Source organism: Klebsiella sp. CN_Kp073 (assembly GCF_040065495.2).
GTDB lineage: Bacteria > Pseudomonadota > Gammaproteobacteria > Enterobacterales > Enterobacteriaceae > Klebsiella > Klebsiella aerogenes.
The window spans coordinates 3,601,351-3,622,885 of the sequence record NZ_CM198051.1 but is presented as its reverse complement, the minus strand read 5'-3'; the positions used below and the strand labels follow the sequence as shown (position 1 = coordinate 3,622,885).

Here is a 21,535-nt window from a genome sequence, read left to right as displayed (position 1 = left end):
CCAACCGTGAATATCTGGCCATTGCGACCGCCTTTGTGATTGTGATCGCCTTCTTACATCAATGGGTATTAACCTTCTGACGCGAACTGCGTGGGAACAGCACCCAGGCGCGGACGCCCGGCCCGGGCTGGCGGTTATGTAAAAAGAATTGCGCATCGTGAAGTTGAGCGATGCGGGTGACAATGCTTAAACCGAGGCCTATTCCGCCATAGCGGCTGTCCATGCGGACAAACGCTTTACTCAGTTCGCCGCTCTTGGCCTCATCAATGCCCGGTCCTTCATCTTCTACTGCCAGAATCGGCGTATTTCCCGGTTTTACCGAAATCTTAATCTTCGACCCCGCGGGGCTATAACGGTGCGCATTCTCCACCAGATTGCGTAAAATCACCCGCGCCAGCGTCGCATCTCCGGAAATGAGATCCTCGCCTGCGCCGCTTTCTATCTCCAGCGTCTGCTGGCGCGCTTCGAGCATTGTTTTCAGCTCATCCTGTAGAGGCTCCACCACATCTTCGTGCAAATGAACCTGCTGGTAACTGCCGGCGGAAAACGACTGCCCAACGCGCGCCAGTTGTAGCAACTGAGAAATGCTGTTGGTCATCTGATCGAGACGTTGAATTAAGGGATCAACGCTGACGCCGTGAACCTTCGCCAGCAGTTCCAGATGCAGGCGCAGCCCGGCAAGAGGGGTACGCAGTTCGTGGGCGACGTCGGCGGTAAACAGACGCTCGCGATCGAGCGTCATGGTCAGCCGCGACACCAGTTGGTTAATCGCCATAGTCACTGCGGTCACTTCCGGCACCGACTCCTGCAGAATAATGGGTTGCAGATTATCCGGCGTCCGGCTTTCCAGCTCGCTCTGCAGATTTGATAGCGGACGGGTGATTTTCTTCACCGCCACCAGGCTGATATACAGCGCCAGCCCGATGATCAGCAGGCTGGGTACCAGCAGGCTGGCGACCGCCTCGCGTACCTCATGCTCGACGTGCCTTTGATTGTTATGACCCTCAATGGCGCTGGCAACCAGCAGCTGGATTTGCTCTTTGCTTTCATGCCATAGCCAAAATACGCTGATCAGCTGGCAGACCACCAGAATCGCGCCGATGGTCAGCAGCAGGCGGTGGCGCATGGTCCAGGTTTCGGTCGCAAACAGTGCCATAGCGTTATTCTGACTCCGTATTATTCACCAGCATGTAGCCAAAGCCGCGGACGGTGCGGATCCGCGCTTTACCAATCTTGTCGCGCAGATTATGGATATGCACTTCAAGGGTATTGGTGGCCGGTTCGTTATCCCAGCTGTAGATATCATTGTAGAGAATTTCGCGATGCACCGGGCTGCCGGCCTTCATCATCAGGCGCGAGAGCAGGGCATACTCTTTTGGCGTCAGCTCCAGAGATTCGCCGGCCAGCCACACCTGACGACGGGTAACATTAAGGCGCAGGTTGCCGACGGTCAGCTCATTATCGCCCTGATTATTATGACGACGCAGCAGCGCGCGAATGCGGGCGTTGAGCTCTTCCAGCGCGAAAGGTTTCACCAGGTAATCATCTGCGCCGGTATCCAGCCCGCTGATGCGGTCGCCCACGGTATCGCGGGCGGTGAGGATGAGCACCGGCTGGGTGAATTTCTCCCGGCGCATACGCGCCAGGAAATGCAGACCGTCTTCATCCGGCAGGCCCAGGTCGAGCACCACCAGACTGTAATGGTTGCTGGCTAGCGACAGCGCGGCTTCGTGCGCGGTGGCGACGCCATCGCAGACATAGCCTTCGCTTTGCATGGCCAGGATTAACCCTTGTAACAGGAGCGCATCGTCTTCAATGACTAAGATTTTCATCTGCCGGTCTCTCTACATGGCGTTAAAAGGTCGTCTTTTGCCTGATACTCGCGGGTGTCTACCCCGAGCAGGCCAAGCAGGGTAGAAAACAGATTATCTTGTGAATAATCGTTCGTCTTCGCCTGTTGTTGCAAACACTGGCTGGATACGCCATAGCGTTGCTGGTAATCCGGCGACAGCCACAGCAGCATCGGCACGTGTTTTTGCGTGTCCGGCGCAATTGAGTAAGGCAGGCCATGCAGATACACGCCATCTTCACCCAGCGATTCGCCGTGGTCAGATAAATACACCAGACTGGTGGTAAATCTATCTTGTTTTGATTGCAGCAATTTTATCGCTTTATCAACCACATAGTCGACATACAAAATGGTGTTGTCATAGGTATTGGTCAACTGTTGTTGCGTACAACTTTGGATTTCATTGGTATTGCAGGTTGGGGTGAATTTTTTGAATTCAGCCGGGTAGCGGTTGTAATAGGTCGGGCCATGACTACCAATGGTGTGCAGAACGATAATGCCATCCTGCTGTAAATTATCGATATAGCTATCAAGATTATGGAACAGCACGTCATCGTAGCACTCGCCATCAATGCACTGGCCGCTAAGGTTCAGGTTGGTGACGTTTTGGTGCGGTACGCGGTCACAGGCGCCCTTACAGCCGCCATCGTTGTCGTTCCACAGCACCTGTACACCGGCGCGCTGAAGAATATCCAGAACGCCTTCCTGATGGTGCGCCAGTTCTTCATCGTAATGCGCGCGCGGCATATTGGAGAACATGCAGGGGACGGAAACCGCGGTCGCGGTGCCGCAGGAGGTGGTTTTCGGGAAGTACACCACGTCGTCCTGCTTCAGGCGTGGGTTAGTTTCGCGATCGTAACCGCCCAGCGAGAAATTCTCGGCGCGCGAGGTTTCTCCCAGCACCACGATGGTCAGATTTTTACGCGCGCCGTTATGCATCACCGCTTTCTGTTTGGCATCTTCGCCGATCTTCACCAGCGGCAGGTTGTCCATCCGGTTATGCGCATACCATGAGTTCAGCGCCACAATGCTGTTGGAGGGACTTAACGATTTCACCAGCTCTTTATTGTTACGGAACACCGAGGCGTAATCTTTGTAGAACAGCGCCGCCACCAGCACAATCAGCAGTGCTGAAACGGCGATATTGAGCAGGCGCATCGCCGCGCCGCGCCAGAAAGAGGCCGGTTTACGAACTTTAATCCACCAGGCGACCAGAACCATCAATAACCCGGAGAGGCCCAGTATGATGACCATTTTCGTCGACAGCAGAGCAAAGCTTTCCGCAGGTGTCGTATCGAAGATATTGGCGATCATCGAACGATCGATCACCACGCCGAAGGTCCAGATAAAGTACTGCGCCGAGGCGCTCAGCAGAATAAACAGGCTGATGACCACCCGGTCGAGTTTTAAGAACGAGGCGAGGGTGGTGATGATGTTCATCACGCTAATCGCCACGATCGGCATACTGAGGAAAACCAGCCAGTTATGGAGATTGTTTACCGGCAGTAGCGGGAAAACCTGGCGATAAAAGGCCAGGTTAAGAAAGATACCGATATAACAGGCAAAGAGAATCAAATAAGCCGTGCGGCCGAGTACCAGCCGACGTAAAGAAATAAACGACATAACGAATACCCGTAGTAGGAGATGCTCGTTATGTTGACAGCGATATTTTAAGACAACCTTAAGATTTTAATCTGAGGCGTAGTCTTGTTTAAAATAGTGCCGCTTGAGGATTAACCTAATGCCTGAATAGCCTGCTCCAGCGCCTGGCGAAGCAGTACGCGGTCATGCCGATAGGTGACATCGCTGGCATCCAGCGCGGTTTGAATCACCAGTCGTTCTTCCATACCCTTAATATCGGCTTTCGGCCCGACGATGGCGGCATCAATCACTTTTTTGCCGACGTAATGTTCCAGAATAGTAATTCTGTCCGCCAGCGTCAGATTGGCGGCTGGGCTATGTTCCTTACCCAGGTTATCGATAAACACCATGGGCGCCGGGGTCCGCCGCAGCGCCTGGGCCATTTCGTCGAGCAGTAAAATGGGCAGCAGGCTGGTGTAGAAGCTTCCGGGCCCAATCAGGATCAGATCGGCCTCGGCGATGGCCTCAACCGCTTCGCGAGTCGCCGGCACCGGTGGGCTGAGCATCAGTTCCTGAGGCACGTGATCCAACTGATCGATATTCACTTCACCATAAACTTCATGGCCTTCATGATCGAGCGCCACCAGATCGACCGGTTGTTCCGACATCGGAATCAGGAAAGCATCTACTTTAAGCAGATTTCTGATCAAATTGATGGCCTCTAAAGGCCGTACGCTCAGGTGATCCAGCGCCTTTAACATCAAATTTCCGAGGTTATGTCCGGAAAGCTCGCCATTTCCGCCAAAACGGTACTCAAACATTGCTGAAGCGACGCTGGGTTCGGCGATTAATTGATTAATGCAGTTGCGCATATCGCCCCAGGCGATCCCCCCTTCCGAGCGGCGAATTCGCCCCGTTGATCCGCCGTTATCGGTGGTGGTCACGATGCCGGTCAGGCGCGAGCCGAGCGACGAGAGCGACGACATCACCCGCCCCAGACCATGGCCTCCGCCAAGGGCGACGACGCGGTCCAGATCGGCGAAAGTGCGATTGCGCATACGAATTCCTTCTGTTCAATGTTCGGGTTTAGCGTATCCGATCTACCCCTAAAAGATAATGCCCGGTTTCCGTCAAACTGACCGATATCAATGTTAAAGTGTGATTTTTGGCTATTCTGTACTGAAAATGCAAGATATTAGCGATATATAGATGATTATATAGCGAAAATGAAAATGGCGAAACCATCGTGAAAGCGCTACTATCGGCATAACCAACTAACACTCTAGCCTTAGTACCTGTGTCGCAAGATATGGTGCTCTGGCCGCGGCAGCCGCGCTGTCGCCAGGGCGTGGAAAGAAATGACCACGCCTCCCGTACTTGGAAAGGTGTATATGGCCTCACAGCTTACTGATGCATTTGCGCGTAAGTTTTATTACTTGCGCCTGTCGATTACCGACGTGTGTAACTTTCGTTGCACCTACTGCCTGCCGGACGGCTACAAGCCCGGCGCCGTGACCAACAAGGGCTTTCTTAGCGTAGACGAAGTGCGCCGCGTGACGCGCGCTTTTTCCGCCCTTGGCACGGAAAAAGTCCGCCTTACCGGCGGCGAACCCTCTTTACGTCGCGACTTTACCGAGATTATTGCCGCCGTGCGTGAAAACAGCGCGATTCGTCAGATCGCGGTGACCACCAATGGTTACCGTCTGGCTCGCGATGTCGAACGCTGGCGCGATGCCGGGCTGACGGCGATAAACGTCAGCGTCGATAGCCTCGACGCTCGCCAGTTCCATGCCATTACCGGTCAGGATAAATTCCAGCAGGTGATGGACGGTATTGACGCCGCCTTTGCCGCCGGTTTTGAAAAGGTTAAGGTCAACACCGTGCTGATGCGTGATGTCAACCATCACCAGCTCGACACCTTCCTCGCGTGGATCAAACCACGTCGTATTCAGCTGCGTTTTATTGAGTTAATGGAAACCGGCGAGGGCAGCGACCTGTTCCGCCGTCACCACATTTCCGGCATGGTGCTGCGCGATGAACTGCTGCGTCGCGGCTGGATCCACCAGATCCGTCAGCGAAGCGATGGCCCGGCCCAGGTCTTTTGCCATCCGGATTACGCCGGCGAAATCGGCTTGATCATGCCCTATGAAAAAGACTTCTGCGCTACCTGTAACCGTCTTCGCGTCTCATCCGTTGGCAAACTGCACCTGTGTCTGTTTGGCGAAGGCGGCGTAGATCTGCGCGACCTGATGGCCGAGGATGAGCAGCAGGCCGAGCTGGAAGCGCGGATAGCCGAAGCCTTAACCCATAAAAAGCAGACCCATTTCCTGCACCAGGGCAACACCGGTATTACGCAGAACCTGTCGTATATTGGCGGATAATCGTTTTCGAAAGGAGCATTCAGATGAGCCAGGCTAGCGCTGAGTTTATCCCGACCCGTATTGCTATTCTTACCGTTTCCAACCGCCGCGGCGAAGAGGACGATACCTCCGGCCACTGGCTGCGCGATGCGCTGCACGAAGCGGGACATACCCTCGTCGATAAGGCGATTGTGAAAGAGAACCGCTACGCGATTCGCGCCCAGGTTTCGGCGTGGATTGCCAGCGATGAGGTGCAGGTGGTGCTGATCACCGGTGGTACCGGTTTTACCGACGGCGATCAGGCGCCGGAAGCGCTGCTGCCGCTGTTTGACCGCGAGGTCGAAGGTTTTGGCGAAGTGTTCCGTATGCTTTCGTTTGAAGAGATTGGCACCTCGACGCTGCAGTCCCGCGCCGTTGCCGGCGTTGCCAACCGCACGCTGATTTTCGCCATGCCGGGCTCGACTAAGGCCTGCGCCACCGCGTGGGACAATATTATCGCGCCGCAGCTGGATGCGCGCACTCGCCCGTGCAACTTCATTCCTCATTTAAAGAAATAGTTTATGTCACAACTGACCCACATTAACGCCGCGGGCGAAGCCCACATGGTTGACGTTTCCGCCAAAGCGGAAACGGTGCGCGAGGCGCGCGCTGAGGCATACGTTGAAATGCAGGCCGCAACGCTTGCGATGATCATTGACGGCAGCCACCATAAAGGCGATGTGTTCGCCACCGCGCGTATCGCCGGGATCCAGGCAGCGAAACGTACCTGGGAGCTGATCCCGCTGTGTCATCCGCTGATGCTCAGCAAAGTAGAAGTGAACCTGCAGGCGCAGCCGGAACATAACCGCGTGCGCATTGAGTCACTCTGCCGCCTGACCGGTAAAACCGGCGTAGAAATGGAAGCGCTGACCGCGGCCTCGGTTGCCGCGCTGACCATCTACGATATGTGTAAAGCGGTACAGAAAGATATGGTGATTGGCCCGGTACGTCTGCTGGCGAAAAGCGGCGGTAAGTCCGGCGATTTTAAGGTGGAGGAAGCCCATGATTAACGTCCTGTTTTTTGCCCAGGTGCGCGAACTGGTTGGCACCGATACCCTGACTCTCGACGCCAGCGAATTGCCGACCGTTGAAGCCGTGCGTCAGCAGCTTGCCGCGCGCGGAGACCGCTGGGCGCTGGCGCTGGAAGAGGGAAAATTGCTGGCGGCAGTCAACCAGACGCTGACCTCGTTTGACCATCCGGTCGCGAGCGGCGACGAAGTGGCGTTTTTCCCGCCGGTCACCGGGGGCTAAGATGACGCAAACTCGTATCGTGGTTAGCCCGGCGCGCTTTTGCGTCGGTGATGAGTATCCGTGGCTGGCCGAGCGCGATGAAGACGGCGCGGTGGTCACCTTCACCGGCAAAGTGCGTAATCATAATCTCGGCGACAGCGTGAAAGCGCTGACGCTGGAGCACTATCCGGGCATGACCGAGAAATCGCTGGCGGAAATCGTCGAACAGGCGCGGGAGCGTTGGCCGCTTGGTCGGGTGACGGTTATCCATCGCATTGGCGAAATGTGGCCGGGCGAAGAGATTGTTTTTGTTGGCGTGACCAGCGCCCACCGCGGCAGCGCCTTCGCCGCCGGCGAGTTCATTATGGATTACCTGAAAACCCGCGCGCCGTTCTGGAAACGCGAGGCGACGCCGGAAGGCGAACGCTGGGTCGATGCCCGCGACAGCGATCATCAGGCGGCAGAGCGCTGGTAGTGTGATACGCTTACTGAGAGAAACTTGTTAATCAGGAGATAGTCATGGACAGATTCCCTCGTTCCGATTCAATTGTTCAGAGCCGCAGCGGCCTGCAGACCTATATGGCGCAGGTTTACGGCTGGATGACGGTCGGGTTGTTGTTAACCGCGTTTATCGCGTGGTTTGCGGCGAATACCCCGGCGGTCATGATGTTCGTCTTTTCAAGCAAAATCACTTTCTTCGGGCTGATTATCGCCCAACTGGCGCTGGTGTTTGTGCTCTCGGGGATGGTGCAGCGCTTAAGCGCGGGCATGGCGACAACGCTATTTATGCTTTATTCGGCGCTGACCGGGCTAACCTTAGCGAGCATTTTTATCGTTTATACCTATTCGTCTATCGCCAGCACTTTTGTGGTGACCGGCGGAATGTTCGGCGCGATGAGCCTGTATGGTTACACCACCAAGCGCGATCTGAGCGGCTTCGGCAGCATGCTGTTTATGGGGCTGATTGGTATCGTGCTGGCGTCGTTGGTTAACCTGTGGCTGAAGAGCGAAGCGCTGATGTGGGCGGTGACTTACATTGGTGTGGTGGTGTTTGTCGGCCTGACCGCCTACGATACCCAGAAGCTGAAAAACATCGGCGAGCAGATTGATACCCGCGATAGCGCCACGCTGCGTAAATATTCGATTCTCGGCGCTTTAACGCTGTATCTGGACTTCATCAACCTGTTCCTGATGCTGCTGCGTATCTTCGGCAACCGCCGTTAATATCATCCCGGATAGCGGCGCGATGCGCCTTATCCGGGCTACCAATCCAGGCAATCCGCAAAAATGTCGCCCGGTAAGCGCAACCGGGCCGTTTCATCCGCGGGCCAGCTTGCGTTCGTTCTTCTGCCGCAGCTTTTTCGCCCGACTCTCCAGCACCAGATAAGCGATGGTCGCCAGCAGCAGCGGCAGAAAATAGTACAGCGCGCGCCACGCCAGCAAAGCGGCAATTATCGCCCCCTTCGAAATCGACTCGCCGGAGAGCATGGCGATAAACACCGCCTCCAGCACGCCAATTCCGGCGGGAATATGAACGATAACGCCGGCGATACTGCTCACCAGCAGCACGCCCAGCACCAGAAAATAGTTAATCTCGCTGCCCAGGAGCAGCCAGATAATCGCCCCCATCACCATCCAGTTCGCCGCCGAAATCCCTATCTGTAGTAGAGCGAAACGAAAAGAGGGTAGCACCAGCCGCTGCCCCTTAATCGTCATGTGGCGGCGTTTAGCGAAGGCGCAAGCGAAAAGATAGAGCAGGGTAAAAAGCAGCAGAACGCCGCCAATAATACGTAGCGTGGTTTGGCTAATGTACCAGTGCGGCGGCAGCGTCACCAGATTCGCGGTGAATATGACGCCGCCCAGCAGAATATAGCCCAGCCAGTTAGTGGTAATGCTAAGCGAGAAAATACGGGTAATGGTGCTGCCGTTCAGCCCCAGCCGCGAGTATAGCCGATAGCGCATTCCGATCCCGCCAACCCAGGTACTCAGCGTCAGGTTAAAGGCGTAGCAGATAAACGACACCAGCATCACCTGTTTTTTTGCCAGCTTATGGCCGCACCAGGCTCGCCCGAGCAGATCGTAGCAGCCATAAATCAGGTAGCTGACGATAACCAACCCAACGGCGCTAAATAGCGCCAGACGATCGTAGCCGCGGATAACCTTCCATACATCCTGCCAGTCGACCTTTTGCGCGTAAATCACCAGCAATACGATAACGGCGATAAAAAAGAGCACGGTCAGCACTCTTTTCGCCATCCGCCAGCGGGGATGCGATTTGCTCATAGCGGATTGTCTCTGGTTTGCGTTTCTACCCGGTCCTGGGTTTCGATTTCCGGCTGCACCGGCGGGCTGACCCTGGCCAACTGCGGGGTGTGCGCCGGCAGCCAACCGACCCAGGCGGGGAAGTGGCGCAGAAAGTGGAAGGCCAGCACGCTGACGCCGAGCCGCCACCAGTTGCGTTTTGGCAGCATGGACTTATCTATCTGCTGGCAATCTCTGGCGATAAGGCCGTTGAGGTTATCGCGCAGGGTCTGGTTGAACTCGCGGTCGTGGATAATCAGGTTGGCCTCCAGATTCAACGACAGGCTCAGCGGGTCGAGGTTACTGGAACCGACGGTGGCCCAGTGGTCGTCCGCCAGCGCTACTTTGCCATGCAGCGGACGGCGGCGGTATTCATACACCTGAACGCCGCCTTTAATCAGGTAGTGGTACAGCAGATGGGCGCCAAACTTAACAATCGGAATATCCGGCTCGCCCTGGACAATCAGCTTGACCCGTACGCCGCGCCGGGCGGCATTGCGCATGGCGTGCAGCAGACGGTAGCCGGGAAAGAAATAGGCGTTGGCGATGATGACCTCGCGGCGGGCGCTGGTCAGCATCTTCAGATAGTGACGTTCAATATCGTCACGATGTTCGTGATTATCGCGCCAGATAAATAGCGCCTGCGCTTCGCCAGGGGTTTGGTTAATTTCCGGCTGATGGCGACGGCGACGCCACCAGCGGCGGGCTGCCTCGCTGGTGGGCAGGTTCTCCAGCTCGAATTGTAGAATATCGAGCACCACCGGCCCCTCAACCTGCACGGCATAATCTTGTTTCGCCTCCGGACCGTAATCGCTCATGTGCTCGGCAGAGTAGTTGATGCCGCCGACAAACGCCGTTGTGTCGTCAATCACCACGATTTTTCGATGCATGCGGCGGAATAAATTGGTACGCATACCCATTAGCCGGGGGCGCGGATCGTAGTAGCGGAAGACCACGCCAGCGGCGGTGAGTTCGCCAACAAACTCATCGCTGAGATCAGGCGAGCCGTAGCCGTCGAGCAGCACTTCCACCTGAATACCGCGGCGGGCGGCTTTCAGCAGCACCGCATGCAGGCGCCAGCCCACCTCATCTTCAAACCAGATAAAGGATTCGAGGATCACCTTGCGCTGCGCGCGGCCAATGGCGGCGAATAACGCCGGATAATACTGGTCGCCATTCTCCAGTAGGGTAATACGATTGCCTTCCTGCCAGCGACATTTCACAGATGTATCTCCACGCTCAGGGGCGCATGATCGGACAGATGCCGCCAGTGTTTAAGAGCCAGCGCCTTCGGATGGCTGGCATGAGCATTCTTAACGTAAATACGATCGAGGCGCAGCAGCGGAAAAGCGACCGGAAAGGTGCGCACCGGCCGCCCGCGGGCGCGAGTAAAAATCTCTTCAAGCCCCGCCTGCGCTTTTAAGGGCTGATTAGCCTGCTGGCGCCAGTCGTTGAAATCACCAGCTACTACCACCGGATCGTCTGCCGGTAGCGTATTGACCCACTCCGCCAGCATCGTTAGCTGTGCCTGCCGCTGGTGCGCGCGAAGACCGAGATGCACGCAGATGACGTGGATCGTCACGCCGCTGCGCGGAGGTACGATGCGACAGTAAAGCAGGCCGCGTTTTTCGCCATTGCCGACTGAGATATCGCGATTTTCATAGTATTCAATGGGAAAGCGCGACAGTACCGCATTGCCGTGATGGCCTTCGGGGTAGACCGCGTTGCGCCCGTAGGCGTAATCGCTCCACATGGTGTCGGCAAGAAACTCGTAATGGGTGGTGTCAGGCCAGTTTTCGATATGCAAAGGGTGCACTTCGTGCGCGCCCATCACTTCCTGTAGGCAAACTATGTCGGCGCTGACGCTGCGAACGGCCTCGCGCAGTTCGGGCAAAATAAAACGCCGATTAAACGCCGTAAAGCCTTTATGAGTGTTAATTGTCAGCACGTTCACCGAAATTCGCGACGTTGGCTCAGCCATAATTCTCCAGTTAATGTCACTTTCCTGAATAAAATAGTGTAGTAGACGTCACAAAAAGATGCGGTGATACGGAATTTTCCGTAAAGTGCGGTACTCTGAGTAGCAGAGAAAAATCCTTCAGGAGAGAAGCCATGAAGTGGCAACAACGTGTACGCGTCGCAACAGGTCTTAGTTGCTGGCAGATTATGTTGCATCTACTGGTCGTGGCAGTACTGGTGATGGGTTGGATGAGCGGCGCGCTGGTGCGCGTCGGATTAGGGCTGTGCGTACTGTACGGCGTCACCCTGCTGGCGATGCTGTTTTTACAGCGTCACCATGAAGCGCGCTGGCGCGACGTGGGGGACTTCCTTGAGGAGCTCACCACAACCTGGTACTTCGGCGCCGCCATGATAGTGCTCTGGTTGTTGTCGCGCGTGCTGCACAACAACCTGCTGCTGGCCCTCGCCGGGCTGGTCATACTGGCAGGCCCGGCGGTGGTATCGCTGCTGGCGAAAGATAAAAAACTAGGCAATCTTTCTTCGGAACATCGCATACGCCGCTGAGCCGGTGGTGGCCGCTATCACCAATAGCGGCCACAAACTTCCCCAGACAATCTTCAGACTCGCATCCTTCAGATAAATTTGTTTGGTGATATCGGTAAAGTGCCGGATAGGGTTGATCCAGGTGATGTCCTGCAGCCACTGCGGCATGTTTTCTACCGGTGAAACGTAGCCGGAAAGCAGAATCGCCGGCATCATAAAGACGAACACGCCGATAAATGCCTGCTGCTGAGTTGAACACAGCGAAGAAATCAATAAGCCAAAACCCACCAGCGAGAGTCCGTAAATCAGCATAGTGAAATAGAACAGCAGCAGCGAGCCGGCAAATGGGATCTGATAGGCCCAGATGCCGATTGCCAGCACGATAGTCGCCTGCATCGTGGCGACTATCAGCGCCGGTACCGCTTTGCCAACGAAGATTTGCCAGGTGGCGAGCGGTGAAACCAGCAGCTGATCGAGGGTACCCTGTTCGCGCTCGCGTGCCACCGACAGCGAGGTGACGATCATCACCCCGATGGTGGTGATCATGGCGATTAGCGACGGCACCACGAACCATTTATAGTCGAGATTCGGGTTGTACCAGTTGCGCACCACCAGTTCGCTGTTGTTCGGTTTCGCTTTGTCCTGCAGCAGATCCTGCTGATAGTTTTTAACAATCTGCTGTAGATAGTTAGCGGCGATTTGCGCGCTGTTGGAGTTACGCCCGTCGAGCAGTATCTGTAGCGGGGCGGTTTGGTAGTTGTCGAGATTACGCGAGAAATCTGCCGGGAAGCGCACCACGAGCAGGGCTTTTTGTTCATCGATGGTCGGCTGGATCGCCTGCGGGCTTTTCAGCAGCAGGACGTGGGTAAAGGCCTTTGCGCGGGCAAAGCGCTGGGTGAGCTCCACCGCGTGGCGGCCGCTATCTTCGTTATAGATAGCGATGGTGGCGTTGGTCACCTCAAGCGTGGCAGCAAAGGGAAACAGCAGTACCTGAATCAGCACCGGCATGATTAAAATCATCCGCGTTTGCGGTTCGCGCAGCAGCGACTGCAGCTCTTTGCGGATTAATGTCCATAAACGATGAAACATAGAACCTTCCTCATGTCGGACCCGGGCGACCGAAACCTATCGTAGGCCCGGTAAGCGTAGCGCCACCGGGCAAAATTCGAGCGCCAGGGTTAATCCAGACGCCGTTTGGTTTTAAGCCACGTCAGGCCGATAAACATCACCGCCGAAGCAATCAAAAACAGCACGTTCACCAGCAGCACCACGGGAATATTGCCCGCCAGAAACAGGCTTTGCAGGGTGTTGACGAAGTAACGCGCCGGGATCACGTAGGTCACCGCGCGGATCACCGCCGGCATACTGTCTATCTGGAAAATAAACCCCGACAACATAATCGACGGTAAAAAAGCGGCGTTCAACGCGACCTGCGCGGCGTTAAATTGGTTGCGGGTAATGGTCGAGATCAGTAGCCCCATTCCCAGCGTACTGAGCAAAAACAGACTGGTGATGACAAACAAAATTAGCAGCGAGCCGCGATAGGGCACGCCGAGAATAAATACCGATACCAGCATACACAGCAACATCGCCAGCATGCCGAGGAAATAGTAGGGAATTATCTTGCACAGCAGCAGTTCGGCGCGGGTGATTTCGGTGGATAGCAGCGCTTCCATGGTGCCGCGTTCCCATTCGCGCGCTACCACCAGCGAGGTCAATATCGCGCCGACCACGGTCATGATGATGGTAATTGCGCCGGGGATAATAAAGTGCTGACTGATGGCCGCCGGGTTAAACCAGTAGCGCATCTGCACGTCAATAAGCGGTTCAAAGGTTTCACCGCGGTCTTCCGCCCGCTGCTGTTGCCAGATCTGCCAGATACCTTCGACGTAGCCCTGCGCGAAGTTAGCGGTGTTAGGCTCGCTGCCGTCGGTAATCAACTGAATCGGCGCATTGGCGCCGGCGCGGGCCATCTGACGGTCAAAATCGACGGGAATGACGACCATCGCGCGAATGCGCCCGGCCTGCATCAGCTCAATCAACTGCCGGCGATTATCGCTGACGGTGGCGTCGATGTAGGGCGAGCCGGTCATGGTATGGACAAAGTCCAGCGCCTCTTCGCTCTGCTGTTCCAGCAATACGCCGACCCGCAGTTTACTGGAGTCGAGGTTAATGCCGTAGCCGAAGATAAACAGCAGGAGTAGCGGGATCACCACCGCAATCAGCCAACTGCTGGGATCGCGGACGATCTGCCGGGTCTCTTTGACGCACAGCGCGCGAACCCGTCGCCAGGAGAGAATGCTATTGCTCATGACCGTTTTCCTTGTCCCATTGGTTAATCAGGGTAATAAACGCCTGTTCCATGGTGGGATCAGCCTGACTGTCATTCGCCGCCTGCGCCTTCAGCGCGTCCGGCGTGCCGCTGGCGATAAGCTTACCGTGGTAGACCAGCCCGATGCGGTCGCAGTATTCCGCCTCATCCATAAAGTGGGTAGTCACCATCACCGTAACCCCTTTATCGACCATGCTGTTGATATGCAGCCAGAATTCGCGGCGAGTAAGCGGGTCGACGCCGGAGGTGGGTTCATCGAGAAACAGGATGTCGGGTTCATGCATTAGCGAGCAGGCCAGCGCCAGCCGCTGCTTGTAGCCGAGCGGTAGCTCATCGGCGGCGTGGCTGGCGATACTTTTCAGGCCGAAGGCATCGCTCATGCGCGCGATTTTTTCATTTTGCGCCCGGCCGCGTAGGCCGTAAACGCCGGAGAAAAAACGCAGGTTCTGCTCGACGCTGAGGTTGCCATACAGCGAGAATTTTTGCGCCATGTAGCCCAGATGCTGGCGCGCTTTACCGGAGCTAACCTTGAGATCCATCCCCAGCACCAGCGCTTTTCCGTCGGTCGGCACCAGCAGGCCGCACATCATTTTGAAGGTCGTGGATTTACCGGCGCCGTTGGGCCCGAGCAGGCCGAAAATCTCACCGCGCTTAACCTGGAAATCGACGTGATCGGTGGCGGCGAAATCACCAAACTTTTTCGTTAACGACCGTGCTTCAATGACCGTTTCGTCTTTGCTGCCGTCCACGTGATGAATAATCTCTCCCAGCGGCGACTCGGCGGTTCCGGCGCCGCCTAACAGGTCGATAAAGGCGTCTTCAAAACGCGGCGCGGTTTCGGCCACCTGTAGCGGCGGCATGTCGTTATGTTGCTGAACTTCATCAATGCGGGCTTCCTTTTTCAGAATCAAACGAACCGATTTGCCCTGAATCACGCCATCGCTAATTTGCGGGAGTTTCAGCGCTCGCTGCAGCAGACGGCGGTTGTTTTCCTGCGGGCTGGAGACCAGAAAGCTGCGCCCGGCCATGGTTTGCGTCAGCGCCTTCGGTTCGCCCTGGTAAAGCAATTTACCTTCGTTCATCAGCAGCACATCGCGGCACTGCTCGGCTTCATCGAGATAAGAGGTGCTCCACAAAATAAGCATGCCGTCGCCGGCCAGTTCGTGGACCATCTGCCACAGCTCGCGGCGCGAGATAGGATCGACTCCGACGCCGGGCTCATCTAACAGTAGCACTTTCGGATCGCCTACCAGCGTACAGGCGAGCCCCAGTTTTTGCTTCATGCCGCCGGAGAGTTTGCCGGCTAATCGCCCGGTGAAAGGGCCAAGAGAAGTGAATTCCAGCAGGCGCTCGAATATTTTCTTCCGCGCCTCGCCGGTGACGCTGCGCAGATCGGCGTACAGGTTCAGGTTTTCCATCACCGTCAGATCTTCATACAGGCCGAATTTCTGCGGCATATAGCCGAGCGCCGCGTGCAGCGCGCTGTCGTCCTTGAGCGGATCGAAGCCGATAACGCTGGCGCTGCCCTCATCAGGCTTAAGTAAACCGGCCAGCATTCGCATCAGGGTGGTTTTACCCGCGCCATCGGGGCCGACGAGCCCTGTGACGTAGCCTGAGTGAATCGTACAGTTCAGCGGCGCGACCGCGGGTCGGTCCATACCGGGAAAACCGCGTGTCAGTCCGGTTAAAGTTATCGCGTCCTTACTCATGCCCGTTTCCGTTGCTGAAGGAGACGGTGACCGGCATGCCCTGACGCAGCGCGCCGTCGGCGTCGTTCACCACGATGCGCAGGCGGTAGACGAGATCGGTACGCAAATCCGGTGTTTCCACGGTCTTCGGCGTGAATTCGGCGCTGGGGGAGACAAAGCCGATTTTACCATGATAGGGCTTGTTCGGCCGGCTATCGGTATACAGCAGTACTTCGCGCCCCGGCTGCGCCTGGCCAAGGTTTTTCTCGTCAACGTAGGCGCGTACCCAAACCGGATGGGTTAACGATAGCGTCAACACCGTGCCGCCGGCGTTCAACATGGTGCCGGGCTCTACGGCTCGGGTCATCAGGGTACCGTCGGATGGCGCGGTCAGTACGGTATCGTGCAGGTCCAGTTTGGCCTGCGCCAGGGCCGCCTGCGCCTGTTCAAGGCTGGCTTTGGCCTGGGCAATTTCCTGCGGGCGGTTACCGGCGCGATATTGACGCAGTTTGTCCTGCGCCGATTTTAGGGTCGCCTGCGCCTGATCGCGTGAAGAACGGGCGTTTTCGAGGTCGTTGGCTGAAATCGCGCTGCTGGCGCGCAGGCCGAGCTGACGTTGATAAAAATTCTGCGCATAGACCCAGGCGGCCTGCGCCTGATTAACCGCGGCCGCCGCCTGCGCAATCTCTTCGGCACGGTAGCCCGCCATCATCAAATCGTACTGCGCCTGGGCGGTGGAGACGTTGGCCTGCGCCTGCTGCAGCGCGTTCTCATACGGCGCGCGGTCAAGTTCGCCGAGGGTTTGCCCGCGGCGAATTTCATCGCCTTCATCGACGTTCAGGGTTGCCAGCCGTCCGCCGACGCGGAAGCTCATATTCACAGTGCGAATATCGACATTGCCATAGAGAGTGAGATCTTTCGCCTGGCTGCTTTGATACCACCACCAGGCGCCGCCGATCGCGGCGAGCACGATGACGACCAGTAGAACGACGACGGGTTTTTTCATGATCCCAGGCTCCTTTGCGCTAACCCTTGCAGAATGAAATCGATATGACAGGTAATCACCTGAAAAATTTGTTCAGCCTTTTGTTGATCGAACTGCGCCCAGCCGGTACGCAGTAAAATGGTTTCCCGCCCGAGGCGGAAGGCCAGCACCTCGCCAAGCAGGGCGTGGGTGTGCAGAATCATTTGCGTATCGTTGGCATCGCGCCCGGTCCAGGCGGCGATAAGCCGCGTCAAATAGCTATGTAGCGGGGCGATAACCTGCTGGTGGATAAGCTGGTAAGCCGCCGTAGGGGAGAGCTGCTCGCGAGAGATAAATTTGCTGAGGTTGACCGTGTCGTCCTGGGTCAGCAGCAGACTCATATCGCGGCAGCTGCGCAGAATCAATTCCCGCAGCGCCGGTTTGTCGGGGGGCGTCTGGGCGAGCAGGGCTTCGGCCGCTTCGGCATGCGGGCGGAAATTCTCGCCGATACAGTCGGCGATCCACTGCGCGCAGGCGAGATACAGGTCGTCTTTCGAACCGAAATAATAGGTGATAGCGGCGATATTTTGCCCGGCCTGCGCGGCGATATCGCGGGTCGTCGCATGGAGGCCATATTCGCCGAATTGCGCGATGGCGGCGGCGATAAGTTGGCTTTTGGCTTGTTCGCCTTTACTGGTGACGGAAGTACTGTTCATCGCACTCTAAAAAATTAATCAATCGATTGATTAAGAATAGAGGTGATTCGCATATCTGTCCAGAATGATGAATACTGAAGATAACGCCGCGCGGGCGAGCATTATTTTGCCGCTAAATCCTCCGGGGATATTTTATGCGGTTCGTCACAAAATCTGCTAAACTGCGCCCCTTCATGGCATTGTGGTTTTTGCCATCTCTATCGCAATAATCTCCCTGAAAACTACGCCCTTAAACGGGCCGGGGCGGTTCGGAGTTGTTATGTCTTTTGATTCCCTTGGCCTGAATCCCGATATCCTGCGCGCCGTCGCCGAGCAGGGCTACGTTGAGCCGACCCCTATCCAGCAGCAGGCGATCCCGGCAGTACTGCAGGGCCGCGATCTGATGGCCAGCGCCCAGACCGGGACCGGCAAGACCGCCGGTTTTACGCTGCCGCTGCTGCAGCGCCTGACCCAGGAGCAGCCGCACGCGAAGGGGCGCCGCCCGGTTCGCGCGCTGATCCTGACGCCGACCCGCGAGCTGGCGGCGCAGGTGGGCGAGAACGTCCGCGACTACAGCAAGTATCTGAATATCCGCTCGCTGGTTGTTTTCGGCGGCGTAAGCATTAATCCGCAGATGATGAAACTGCGCGGCGGCGTCGATATCCTCGTCGCCACCCCGGGCCGTCTGCTGGATCTCGAACATCAGAATGCGGTTAGCCTGGATAAAGTTGAAGTGCTGATTCTGGATGAAGCCGACCGCATGCTGGACATGGGCTTTATCCACGACATCCGCCGCGTGCTGGCTAAACTGCCGCCGCGTCGTCAAAACCTGCTGTTCTCCGCTACCTTCTCCGACGAGATCAAAGCCCTGGCGGAAAAACTGCTGCATAACCCGCTGGAAGTTGAAGTGGCGCGCCGCAACACCGCCTCTGAGCAGATCACCCAGCACGTTCACTTTGTGGATAAGAAACGTAAGCGTGAACTGCTCTCGCAGCTGATTGGCGAAGGCAACTGGCAGCAGGTGCTGGTCTTTACTCGTACCAAGCACGGCGCCAACCATTTAGCCGAGCAACTGAATAAAGACGGTATCCGCAGCGCCGCTATCCACGGAAATAAGAGCCAGGGGGCGCGTACCCGCGCGCTGGCCGACTTTAAATCCGGCGGCATTCGCGTGCTGGTAGCGACCGATATCGCCGCCCGCGGCCTTGATATTGAAGAGCTGCCGCACGTGGTGAACTACGAGCTGCCGAACGTGCCGGAAGATTATGTCCACCGTATCGGTCGTACCGGCCGCGCGGCGGCGACCGGCGAAGCGCTGTCGCTGGTATGCGTTGATGAGCACAAGCTGCTGCGTGATATCGAGCGTCTGCTGAAAAAAGAGATCCCGCGTATTGCTATTGCCGGTTATGAGCCGGATCCGTCGATTAAAGCGGAGCCGATTCAAAACGGTCGTCAGCAGCGTGGCGGCGGAGGCCGCGGTCAGGGGCAGGGACAGGGACGCGGCGGTCAGGGCCAAAACCAGGGTCGTAGCCAGCAGGCTGCGCCGCGCCGTCAGGATGGCGAAGCGCCGAAGGCGCGCGCCCAGGACGGTAAACCGCCGCGCCGTCGTCGCCCGCGTAAACCTGCCGGCGAGTAATACGCTGATACCTGGGCTGCGGCAGCGCGTCCAGGCTCAAAACGGCCCGTCTGTCCGCTTGCGCGGCGGCGGGCCGTTCTTTTTGCTTTTTGCATCGCGTTTTATCGAGCACGCTTCCACACTCAGTAGAAAGCAATACCTCCGGGCCGCTAAAAATGGCACAATAGTGGCTGTTTATACAGTATTCAGGTTTTCTCATGGCTTTGACCGCTGCGCTAAAAGCGCAAATCGCCGCCTGGTATAAGGCGCTTCAGGAACAGATCCCGGACTTTATCCCCCGAGCCCCGCAGCGGCAGATGATTGCCGATGTGGCGAAAACGCTCGCGGGGGAAGAGGGGCGGCATCTGGCTATCGAAGCCCCGACCGGCGTCGGTAAAACGCTGTCATACCTTATCCCCGGGATCGCCATCGCTCGAGAAGAACAAAAAACGCTGGTGGTCAGCACCGCCAACGTCGCTTTGCAGGATCAAATCTACAGTAAAGATCTGCCGCTGCTGCGTAAGATCATTCCCGACCTGCGCTTTACCGCCGCCTTTGGCCGCGGGCGCTACGTTTGCCCGCGTAATCTGACGGCGCTGGCCAGCACCGAGGCGACGCAGCAGGACCTGCTGGCGTTCCTCGATGACGATCTGACGCCAAAAAACCAGGCCGAACAAAAGCTGTGCGCGACGCTGAAAACCGATCTCGACGGCTATAAATGGGATGGCCTGCGCGACCATACCGATAAGCCCATTGATGATGCCCTATGGGGGCGTTTGAGCACCGATAAAGCCAGCTGTCTTAACCGTAACTGCCACTATTATCGTGAATGCCCATTCTTCGTCGCGCGACGGGAAATTCAGGAGGCGGAAGTGGTGGTGGCCAACCATGCGTTGGTGATGGCGGCGATGGAGAGCGAAGCGGTGCTGCCGGAGCCGAAAAACCTGCTGCTGGTGCTCGACGAAGGCCATCATCTGCCGGATGTCGCCCGCGACGCCTTAGAGATGAGCGCTGAGATAACCGCTCCCTGGTACCGGCTGCAGCTGGATCTGTTCAGCAAACTGGTGGCGACCTGCATGGAGCAGTTTCGTCCGAAGACGACGCCGCCGCTGGCTAACCCCGAGCGTCTCAACGAACACTGTGAAGAGCTCTATGAGCTTATCGCCTCGCTGAACAATATTCTCAATCTCTATATGCCTGCAGCTCAGGAGGCGGAACATCGTTTCCCGATGGGCGAACTACCGCAGGAGGTGATGGAAATTTGCCAGCGGCTGGCGAAGCTCACCGAAATGCTACGCGGGCTGGCGGAGCTGTTCCTGAACGACCTCAGCGAAAAGACCGGCAGCCACGATGTGGTGCGTTTGCATCGTATTCTGCTGCAGATGAACCGGGCGCTCGGTATGTTTGAAAGCCAGAGCAAGCTGTGGCGGCTGGCGTCGCTGGCGCAGTCCTCCGGCGCGCCGGTAACCAAATGGGCGACCCGCGATGTCCGCGACGGCCAGATACATGTCTGGTTCCACTGCGTCGGTATCCGCGTCAGCGATCAGCTCGAACGCCTGCTGTGGCGCAGCGTGCCGCATATTGTCGTTACCTCGGCGACCCTGCGTTCGTTGAACAGCTTCTCGCGTCTGCAGGAGATGAGCGGGCTGAAAGAGAAAGCTGGCGATCGTTTTGTGGCGCTGGATTCCCCGTTTAATCACGTCGAGCAGGGGAAAATTATTATTCCCCAGATGCGCTATGAACCGACGATTGATAACGAAGAGCAGCATATTGCCGAAATGGCGGCCTTTTTCCGCGAGCAGGTCGAGAGCAAAAAGCATCCGGGGATGCTGGTGCTGTTTGCCAGCGGACGAGCGATGCAGCGATTCCTTGAGCATGTTACCGATCTGCGCTTACTGCTGCTGGTTCAGGGCGACCAACCGCGTTATCGGCTGGTGGAGCTGCATCGTAAGCGCATTGAAGGCGGCGAGCGCAGCGTGCTGGTCGGCCTGCAGTCCTTCGCCGAAGGGCTGGATTTAAAAGGCGAGCTGCTAAGCCAGGTCCATATCCATAAAATCGCCTTCCCGCCAATCGACAGCCCGGTGGTGATTACCGAAGGCGAGTGGCTGAAAAGCCTGAACCGCTATCCCTTTGAGGTGCAAAGCCTGCCAAGCGCTTCTTTCAACCTGATTCAGCAGGTTGGGCGCCTGATCCGTAGCCATCAGTGCTGGGGCGAAGTCGTTATTTACGACAAGCGGCTGCTGACCAAAAACTACGGCGCGCGCTTGTTAAATGCGCTACCGGTATTTCCTATAGAGCAGCCGGGCGTTCCCGAGGTTATAGTAAAAAGCAAAGCAAAACAGACGCGTCGCCGACGCCGCTAAGCGGTCCGGTCGGCAA

21 protein-coding genes and 1 riboswitch are annotated in these 21,535 nt (G+C 56.9%); of the genes, 9 read left to right on the top strand and 12 right to left on the bottom strand.

Annotated features, from left to right (window positions below):
* Positions 1-58 precede the first annotated feature (58 nt).
* The 4 genes from pmrB to yvcK all read right to left on the bottom strand — a co-directional run bounded on the left by pmrB (position 59) and on the right by yvcK (position 4,488).
* On the bottom strand, positions 59-1,156 hold the full coding sequence (gene pmrB / locus ABLV66_RS17570; protein WP_047049161.1) for a two-component system sensor histidine kinase PmrB: 1,098 nt from the start codon (positions 1,154-1,156) through the stop codon (positions 59-61).
* Between the two features lie 4 nt (positions 1,157-1,160).
* Positions 1,161-1,832, bottom strand: a complete 672-nt coding sequence (pmrA, locus tag ABLV66_RS17565) for a two-component system response regulator PmrA (protein ID WP_032705592.1) — start codon at positions 1,830-1,832, stop codon at positions 1,161-1,163.
* Positions 1,829-3,472, bottom strand: a complete 1,644-nt coding sequence (gene eptA, locus ABLV66_RS17560; RefSeq protein WP_348876930.1) for a phosphoethanolamine transferase EptA — start codon at positions 3,470-3,472, stop codon at positions 1,829-1,831. The genes pmrA and eptA overlap by 4 nt, the downstream gene beginning before the upstream one ends.
* Positions 3,473-3,582: 110 nt before the next feature.
* Complete coding sequence (gene yvcK, locus ABLV66_RS17555) at positions 3,583-4,488, bottom strand: uridine diphosphate-N-acetylglucosamine-binding protein YvcK (protein WP_348876929.1); 906 nt, start codon at positions 4,486-4,488, stop codon at positions 3,583-3,585.
* 208 nt (positions 4,489-4,696) lie between these two features.
* Positions 4,697-4,834: riboswitch (molybdenum cofactor riboswitch) on the top strand.
* On the opposite strand from yvcK, the gene moaA reads away from it, so the two are divergent.
* The 6 genes from moaA (at position 4,822) to ABLV66_RS17525 (ending at position 8,283) form a co-directional block, all read left to right on the top strand.
* Positions 4,822-5,811, top strand: coding sequence for a GTP 3',8-cyclase MoaA (moaA, locus tag ABLV66_RS17550; protein ID WP_059304916.1), 990 nt, complete (start codon positions 4,822-4,824; stop codon positions 5,809-5,811). (Overlaps the previous riboswitch by 13 nt.)
* A 23-nt stretch (positions 5,812-5,834) precedes the next feature.
* On the top strand, positions 5,835-6,347 hold the full coding sequence (gene moaB, locus ABLV66_RS17545; protein ID WP_045395052.1) for a molybdenum cofactor biosynthesis protein B: 513 nt from the start codon (positions 5,835-5,837) through the stop codon (positions 6,345-6,347).
* 3 nt (positions 6,348-6,350) lie between these two features.
* A complete protein-coding gene (gene moaC / locus ABLV66_RS17540; protein WP_047049152.1) occupies positions 6,351-6,839 on the top strand; it encodes a cyclic pyranopterin monophosphate synthase MoaC in 489 nt (162 codons plus the stop codon).
* Positions 6,832-7,080 carry a molybdopterin synthase sulfur carrier subunit gene (gene moaD / locus ABLV66_RS17535; protein ID WP_015367604.1) on the top strand — a complete coding sequence of 83 codons (249 nt, stop codon included), beginning with the start codon at positions 6,832-6,834 and terminating at the stop codon, positions 7,078-7,080. The genes moaC and moaD overlap by 8 nt, the downstream gene beginning before the upstream one ends.
* A gap of 1 nt (position 7,081) precedes the next feature.
* A complete protein-coding gene (gene moaE / locus ABLV66_RS17530; RefSeq protein ID WP_032707649.1) occupies positions 7,082-7,534 on the top strand; it encodes a molybdopterin synthase catalytic subunit MoaE in 453 nt (150 codons plus the stop codon).
* A gap of 44 nt (positions 7,535-7,578) precedes the next feature.
* Entirely contained in the window at positions 7,579-8,283 is a 705-nt protein-coding gene (locus tag ABLV66_RS17525) for a Bax inhibitor-1/YccA family protein (RefSeq protein ID WP_045395050.1), read from the top strand.
* A gap of 93 nt (positions 8,284-8,376) precedes the next feature.
* Here ABLV66_RS17525 and ABLV66_RS17520 read toward each other — a convergent pair whose 3' ends face one another.
* From ABLV66_RS17520 to ABLV66_RS17510, 3 genes are read right to left on the bottom strand one after another with little or no spacing between them, the layout of a single operon-like run.
* Positions 8,377-9,342 carry a lysylphosphatidylglycerol synthase domain-containing protein gene (locus ABLV66_RS17520; RefSeq protein ID WP_320483044.1) on the bottom strand — a complete coding sequence of 322 codons (966 nt, stop codon included), beginning with the start codon at positions 9,340-9,342 and terminating at the stop codon, positions 8,377-8,379.
* A complete protein-coding gene (clsB, locus tag ABLV66_RS17515) occupies positions 9,339-10,583 on the bottom strand; it encodes a cardiolipin synthase ClsB (protein ID WP_015704806.1) in 1,245 nt (414 codons plus the stop codon). The genes ABLV66_RS17520 and clsB overlap by 4 nt, the downstream gene beginning before the upstream one ends.
* Positions 10,580-11,341, bottom strand: coding sequence for an endonuclease/exonuclease/phosphatase family protein (locus ABLV66_RS17510; RefSeq protein ID WP_047049144.1), 762 nt, complete (start codon positions 11,339-11,341; stop codon positions 10,580-10,582). Before ABLV66_RS17510 ends, clsB begins: the two co-directional genes overlap by 4 nt.
* A gap of 131 nt (positions 11,342-11,472) precedes the next feature.
* Between ABLV66_RS17510 and ABLV66_RS17505 the strand changes: the two genes are divergently transcribed.
* Entirely contained in the window at positions 11,473-11,883 is a 411-nt protein-coding gene (locus ABLV66_RS17505) for a YbhQ family protein (protein WP_047049141.1), read from the top strand.
* Here ABLV66_RS17505 and ABLV66_RS17500 read toward each other — a convergent pair.
* The 5 genes from ABLV66_RS17500 to cecR form a co-directional block, all read right to left on the bottom strand.
* A complete protein-coding gene (locus tag ABLV66_RS17500; RefSeq protein WP_320483045.1) occupies positions 11,845-12,951 on the bottom strand; it encodes an ABC transporter permease in 1,107 nt (368 codons plus the stop codon). The genes ABLV66_RS17505 and ABLV66_RS17500 overlap by 39 nt on opposite strands.
* Before the next feature lie 89 nt (positions 12,952-13,040).
* Positions 13,041-14,174: an ABC transporter permease gene (locus ABLV66_RS17495; protein ID WP_063414758.1), complete on the bottom strand. Its 1,134-nt coding sequence runs from the start codon at positions 14,172-14,174 to the stop codon at positions 13,041-13,043.
* A complete protein-coding gene (locus ABLV66_RS17490) occupies positions 14,164-15,903 on the bottom strand; it encodes an ATP-binding cassette domain-containing protein (protein ID WP_045395046.1) in 1,740 nt (579 codons plus the stop codon). The genes ABLV66_RS17495 and ABLV66_RS17490 overlap by 11 nt, the downstream gene beginning before the upstream one ends.
* Positions 15,896-16,888: a secretion protein HlyD gene (gene hlyD, locus ABLV66_RS17485; protein WP_045395045.1), complete on the bottom strand. Its 993-nt coding sequence runs from the start codon at positions 16,886-16,888 to the stop codon at positions 15,896-15,898. Before hlyD ends, ABLV66_RS17490 begins: the two co-directional genes overlap by 8 nt.
* Positions 16,885-17,562, bottom strand: a complete 678-nt coding sequence (cecR, locus tag ABLV66_RS17480) for a transcriptional regulator CecR (RefSeq protein WP_045395044.1) — start codon at positions 17,560-17,562, stop codon at positions 16,885-16,887. The genes hlyD and cecR overlap by 4 nt, the downstream gene beginning before the upstream one ends.
* Positions 17,563-17,821: 259 nt before the next feature.
* On the opposite strand from cecR, the gene rhlE reads away from it, so the two are divergent.
* Together rhlE and dinG are read left to right on the top strand one after the other, a co-directional pair.
* Positions 17,822-19,177 (top strand): ATP-dependent RNA helicase RhlE, encoded by a 1,356-nt coding sequence (rhlE, locus tag ABLV66_RS17475; RefSeq protein ID WP_348876927.1) that lies wholly within the window; start codon positions 17,822-17,824, stop codon positions 19,175-19,177.
* Positions 19,178-19,374: 197 nt separating this feature from the next.
* The gene (gene dinG, locus ABLV66_RS17470) at positions 19,375-21,519 is read left to right on the top strand and encodes an ATP-dependent DNA helicase DinG (RefSeq protein ID WP_213797526.1); all 2,145 of its coding nucleotides are present in this window, start codon (positions 19,375-19,377) and stop codon (positions 21,517-21,519) included.
* Positions 21,520-21,535: the final 16 nt, after the last annotated feature.

Excerpts from the sequence above, each read along its gene's own strand:
- pmrB (WP_047049161.1), bottom strand. The coding sequence starts at position 1,156 with ATGGCACTGTTTGCGACCGAAACCTGGACCATGCGCCACCGCCTGCTG.
- pmrA (WP_032705592.1), bottom strand. The coding sequence starts at position 1,832 with ATGAAAATCTTAGTCATTGAAGACGATGCGCTCCTGTTACAAGGGTTA.
- eptA (WP_348876930.1), bottom strand. The coding sequence starts at position 3,472 with ATGTCGTTTATTTCTTTACGTCGGCTGGTACTCGGCCGCACGGCTTAT.
- yvcK (WP_348876929.1), bottom strand. The coding sequence starts at position 4,488 with ATGCGCAATCGCACTTTCGCCGATCTGGACCGCGTCGTCGCCCTTGGC.
- moaA (WP_059304916.1), top strand. The coding sequence starts at position 4,822 with ATGGCCTCACAGCTTACTGATGCATTTGCGCGTAAGTTTTATTACTTG.
- moaB (WP_045395052.1), top strand. The coding sequence starts at position 5,835 with ATGAGCCAGGCTAGCGCTGAGTTTATCCCGACCCGTATTGCTATTCTT.
- moaC (WP_047049152.1), top strand. The coding sequence starts at position 6,351 with ATGTCACAACTGACCCACATTAACGCCGCGGGCGAAGCCCACATGGTT.
- moaD (WP_015367604.1), top strand. The coding sequence starts at position 6,832 with ATGATTAACGTCCTGTTTTTTGCCCAGGTGCGCGAACTGGTTGGCACC.
- moaE (WP_032707649.1), top strand. The coding sequence starts at position 7,082 with ATGACGCAAACTCGTATCGTGGTTAGCCCGGCGCGCTTTTGCGTCGGT.
- ABLV66_RS17525 (WP_045395050.1), top strand. The coding sequence starts at position 7,579 with ATGGACAGATTCCCTCGTTCCGATTCAATTGTTCAGAGCCGCAGCGGC.
- ABLV66_RS17520 (WP_320483044.1), bottom strand. The coding sequence starts at position 9,342 with ATGAGCAAATCGCATCCCCGCTGGCGGATGGCGAAAAGAGTGCTGACC.
- ABLV66_RS17510 (WP_047049144.1), bottom strand. The coding sequence starts at position 11,341 with ATGGCTGAGCCAACGTCGCGAATTTCGGTGAACGTGCTGACAATTAAC.
- ABLV66_RS17505 (WP_047049141.1), top strand. The coding sequence starts at position 11,473 with ATGAAGTGGCAACAACGTGTACGCGTCGCAACAGGTCTTAGTTGCTGG.
- ABLV66_RS17500 (WP_320483045.1), bottom strand. The coding sequence starts at position 12,951 with ATGTTTCATCGTTTATGGACATTAATCCGCAAAGAGCTGCAGTCGCTG.
- ABLV66_RS17495 (WP_063414758.1), bottom strand. The coding sequence starts at position 14,174 with ATGAGCAATAGCATTCTCTCCTGGCGACGGGTTCGCGCGCTGTGCGTC.
- ABLV66_RS17490 (WP_045395046.1), bottom strand. The coding sequence starts at position 15,903 with ATGAGTAAGGACGCGATAACTTTAACCGGACTGACACGCGGTTTTCCC.
- hlyD (WP_045395045.1), bottom strand. The coding sequence starts at position 16,888 with ATGAAAAAACCCGTCGTCGTTCTACTGGTCGTCATCGTGCTCGCCGCG.
- cecR (WP_045395044.1), bottom strand. The coding sequence starts at position 17,562 with ATGAACAGTACTTCCGTCACCAGTAAAGGCGAACAAGCCAAAAGCCAA.
- rhlE (WP_348876927.1), top strand. The coding sequence starts at position 17,822 with ATGTCTTTTGATTCCCTTGGCCTGAATCCCGATATCCTGCGCGCCGTC.
- dinG (WP_213797526.1), top strand. The coding sequence starts at position 19,375 with ATGGCTTTGACCGCTGCGCTAAAAGCGCAAATCGCCGCCTGGTATAAG.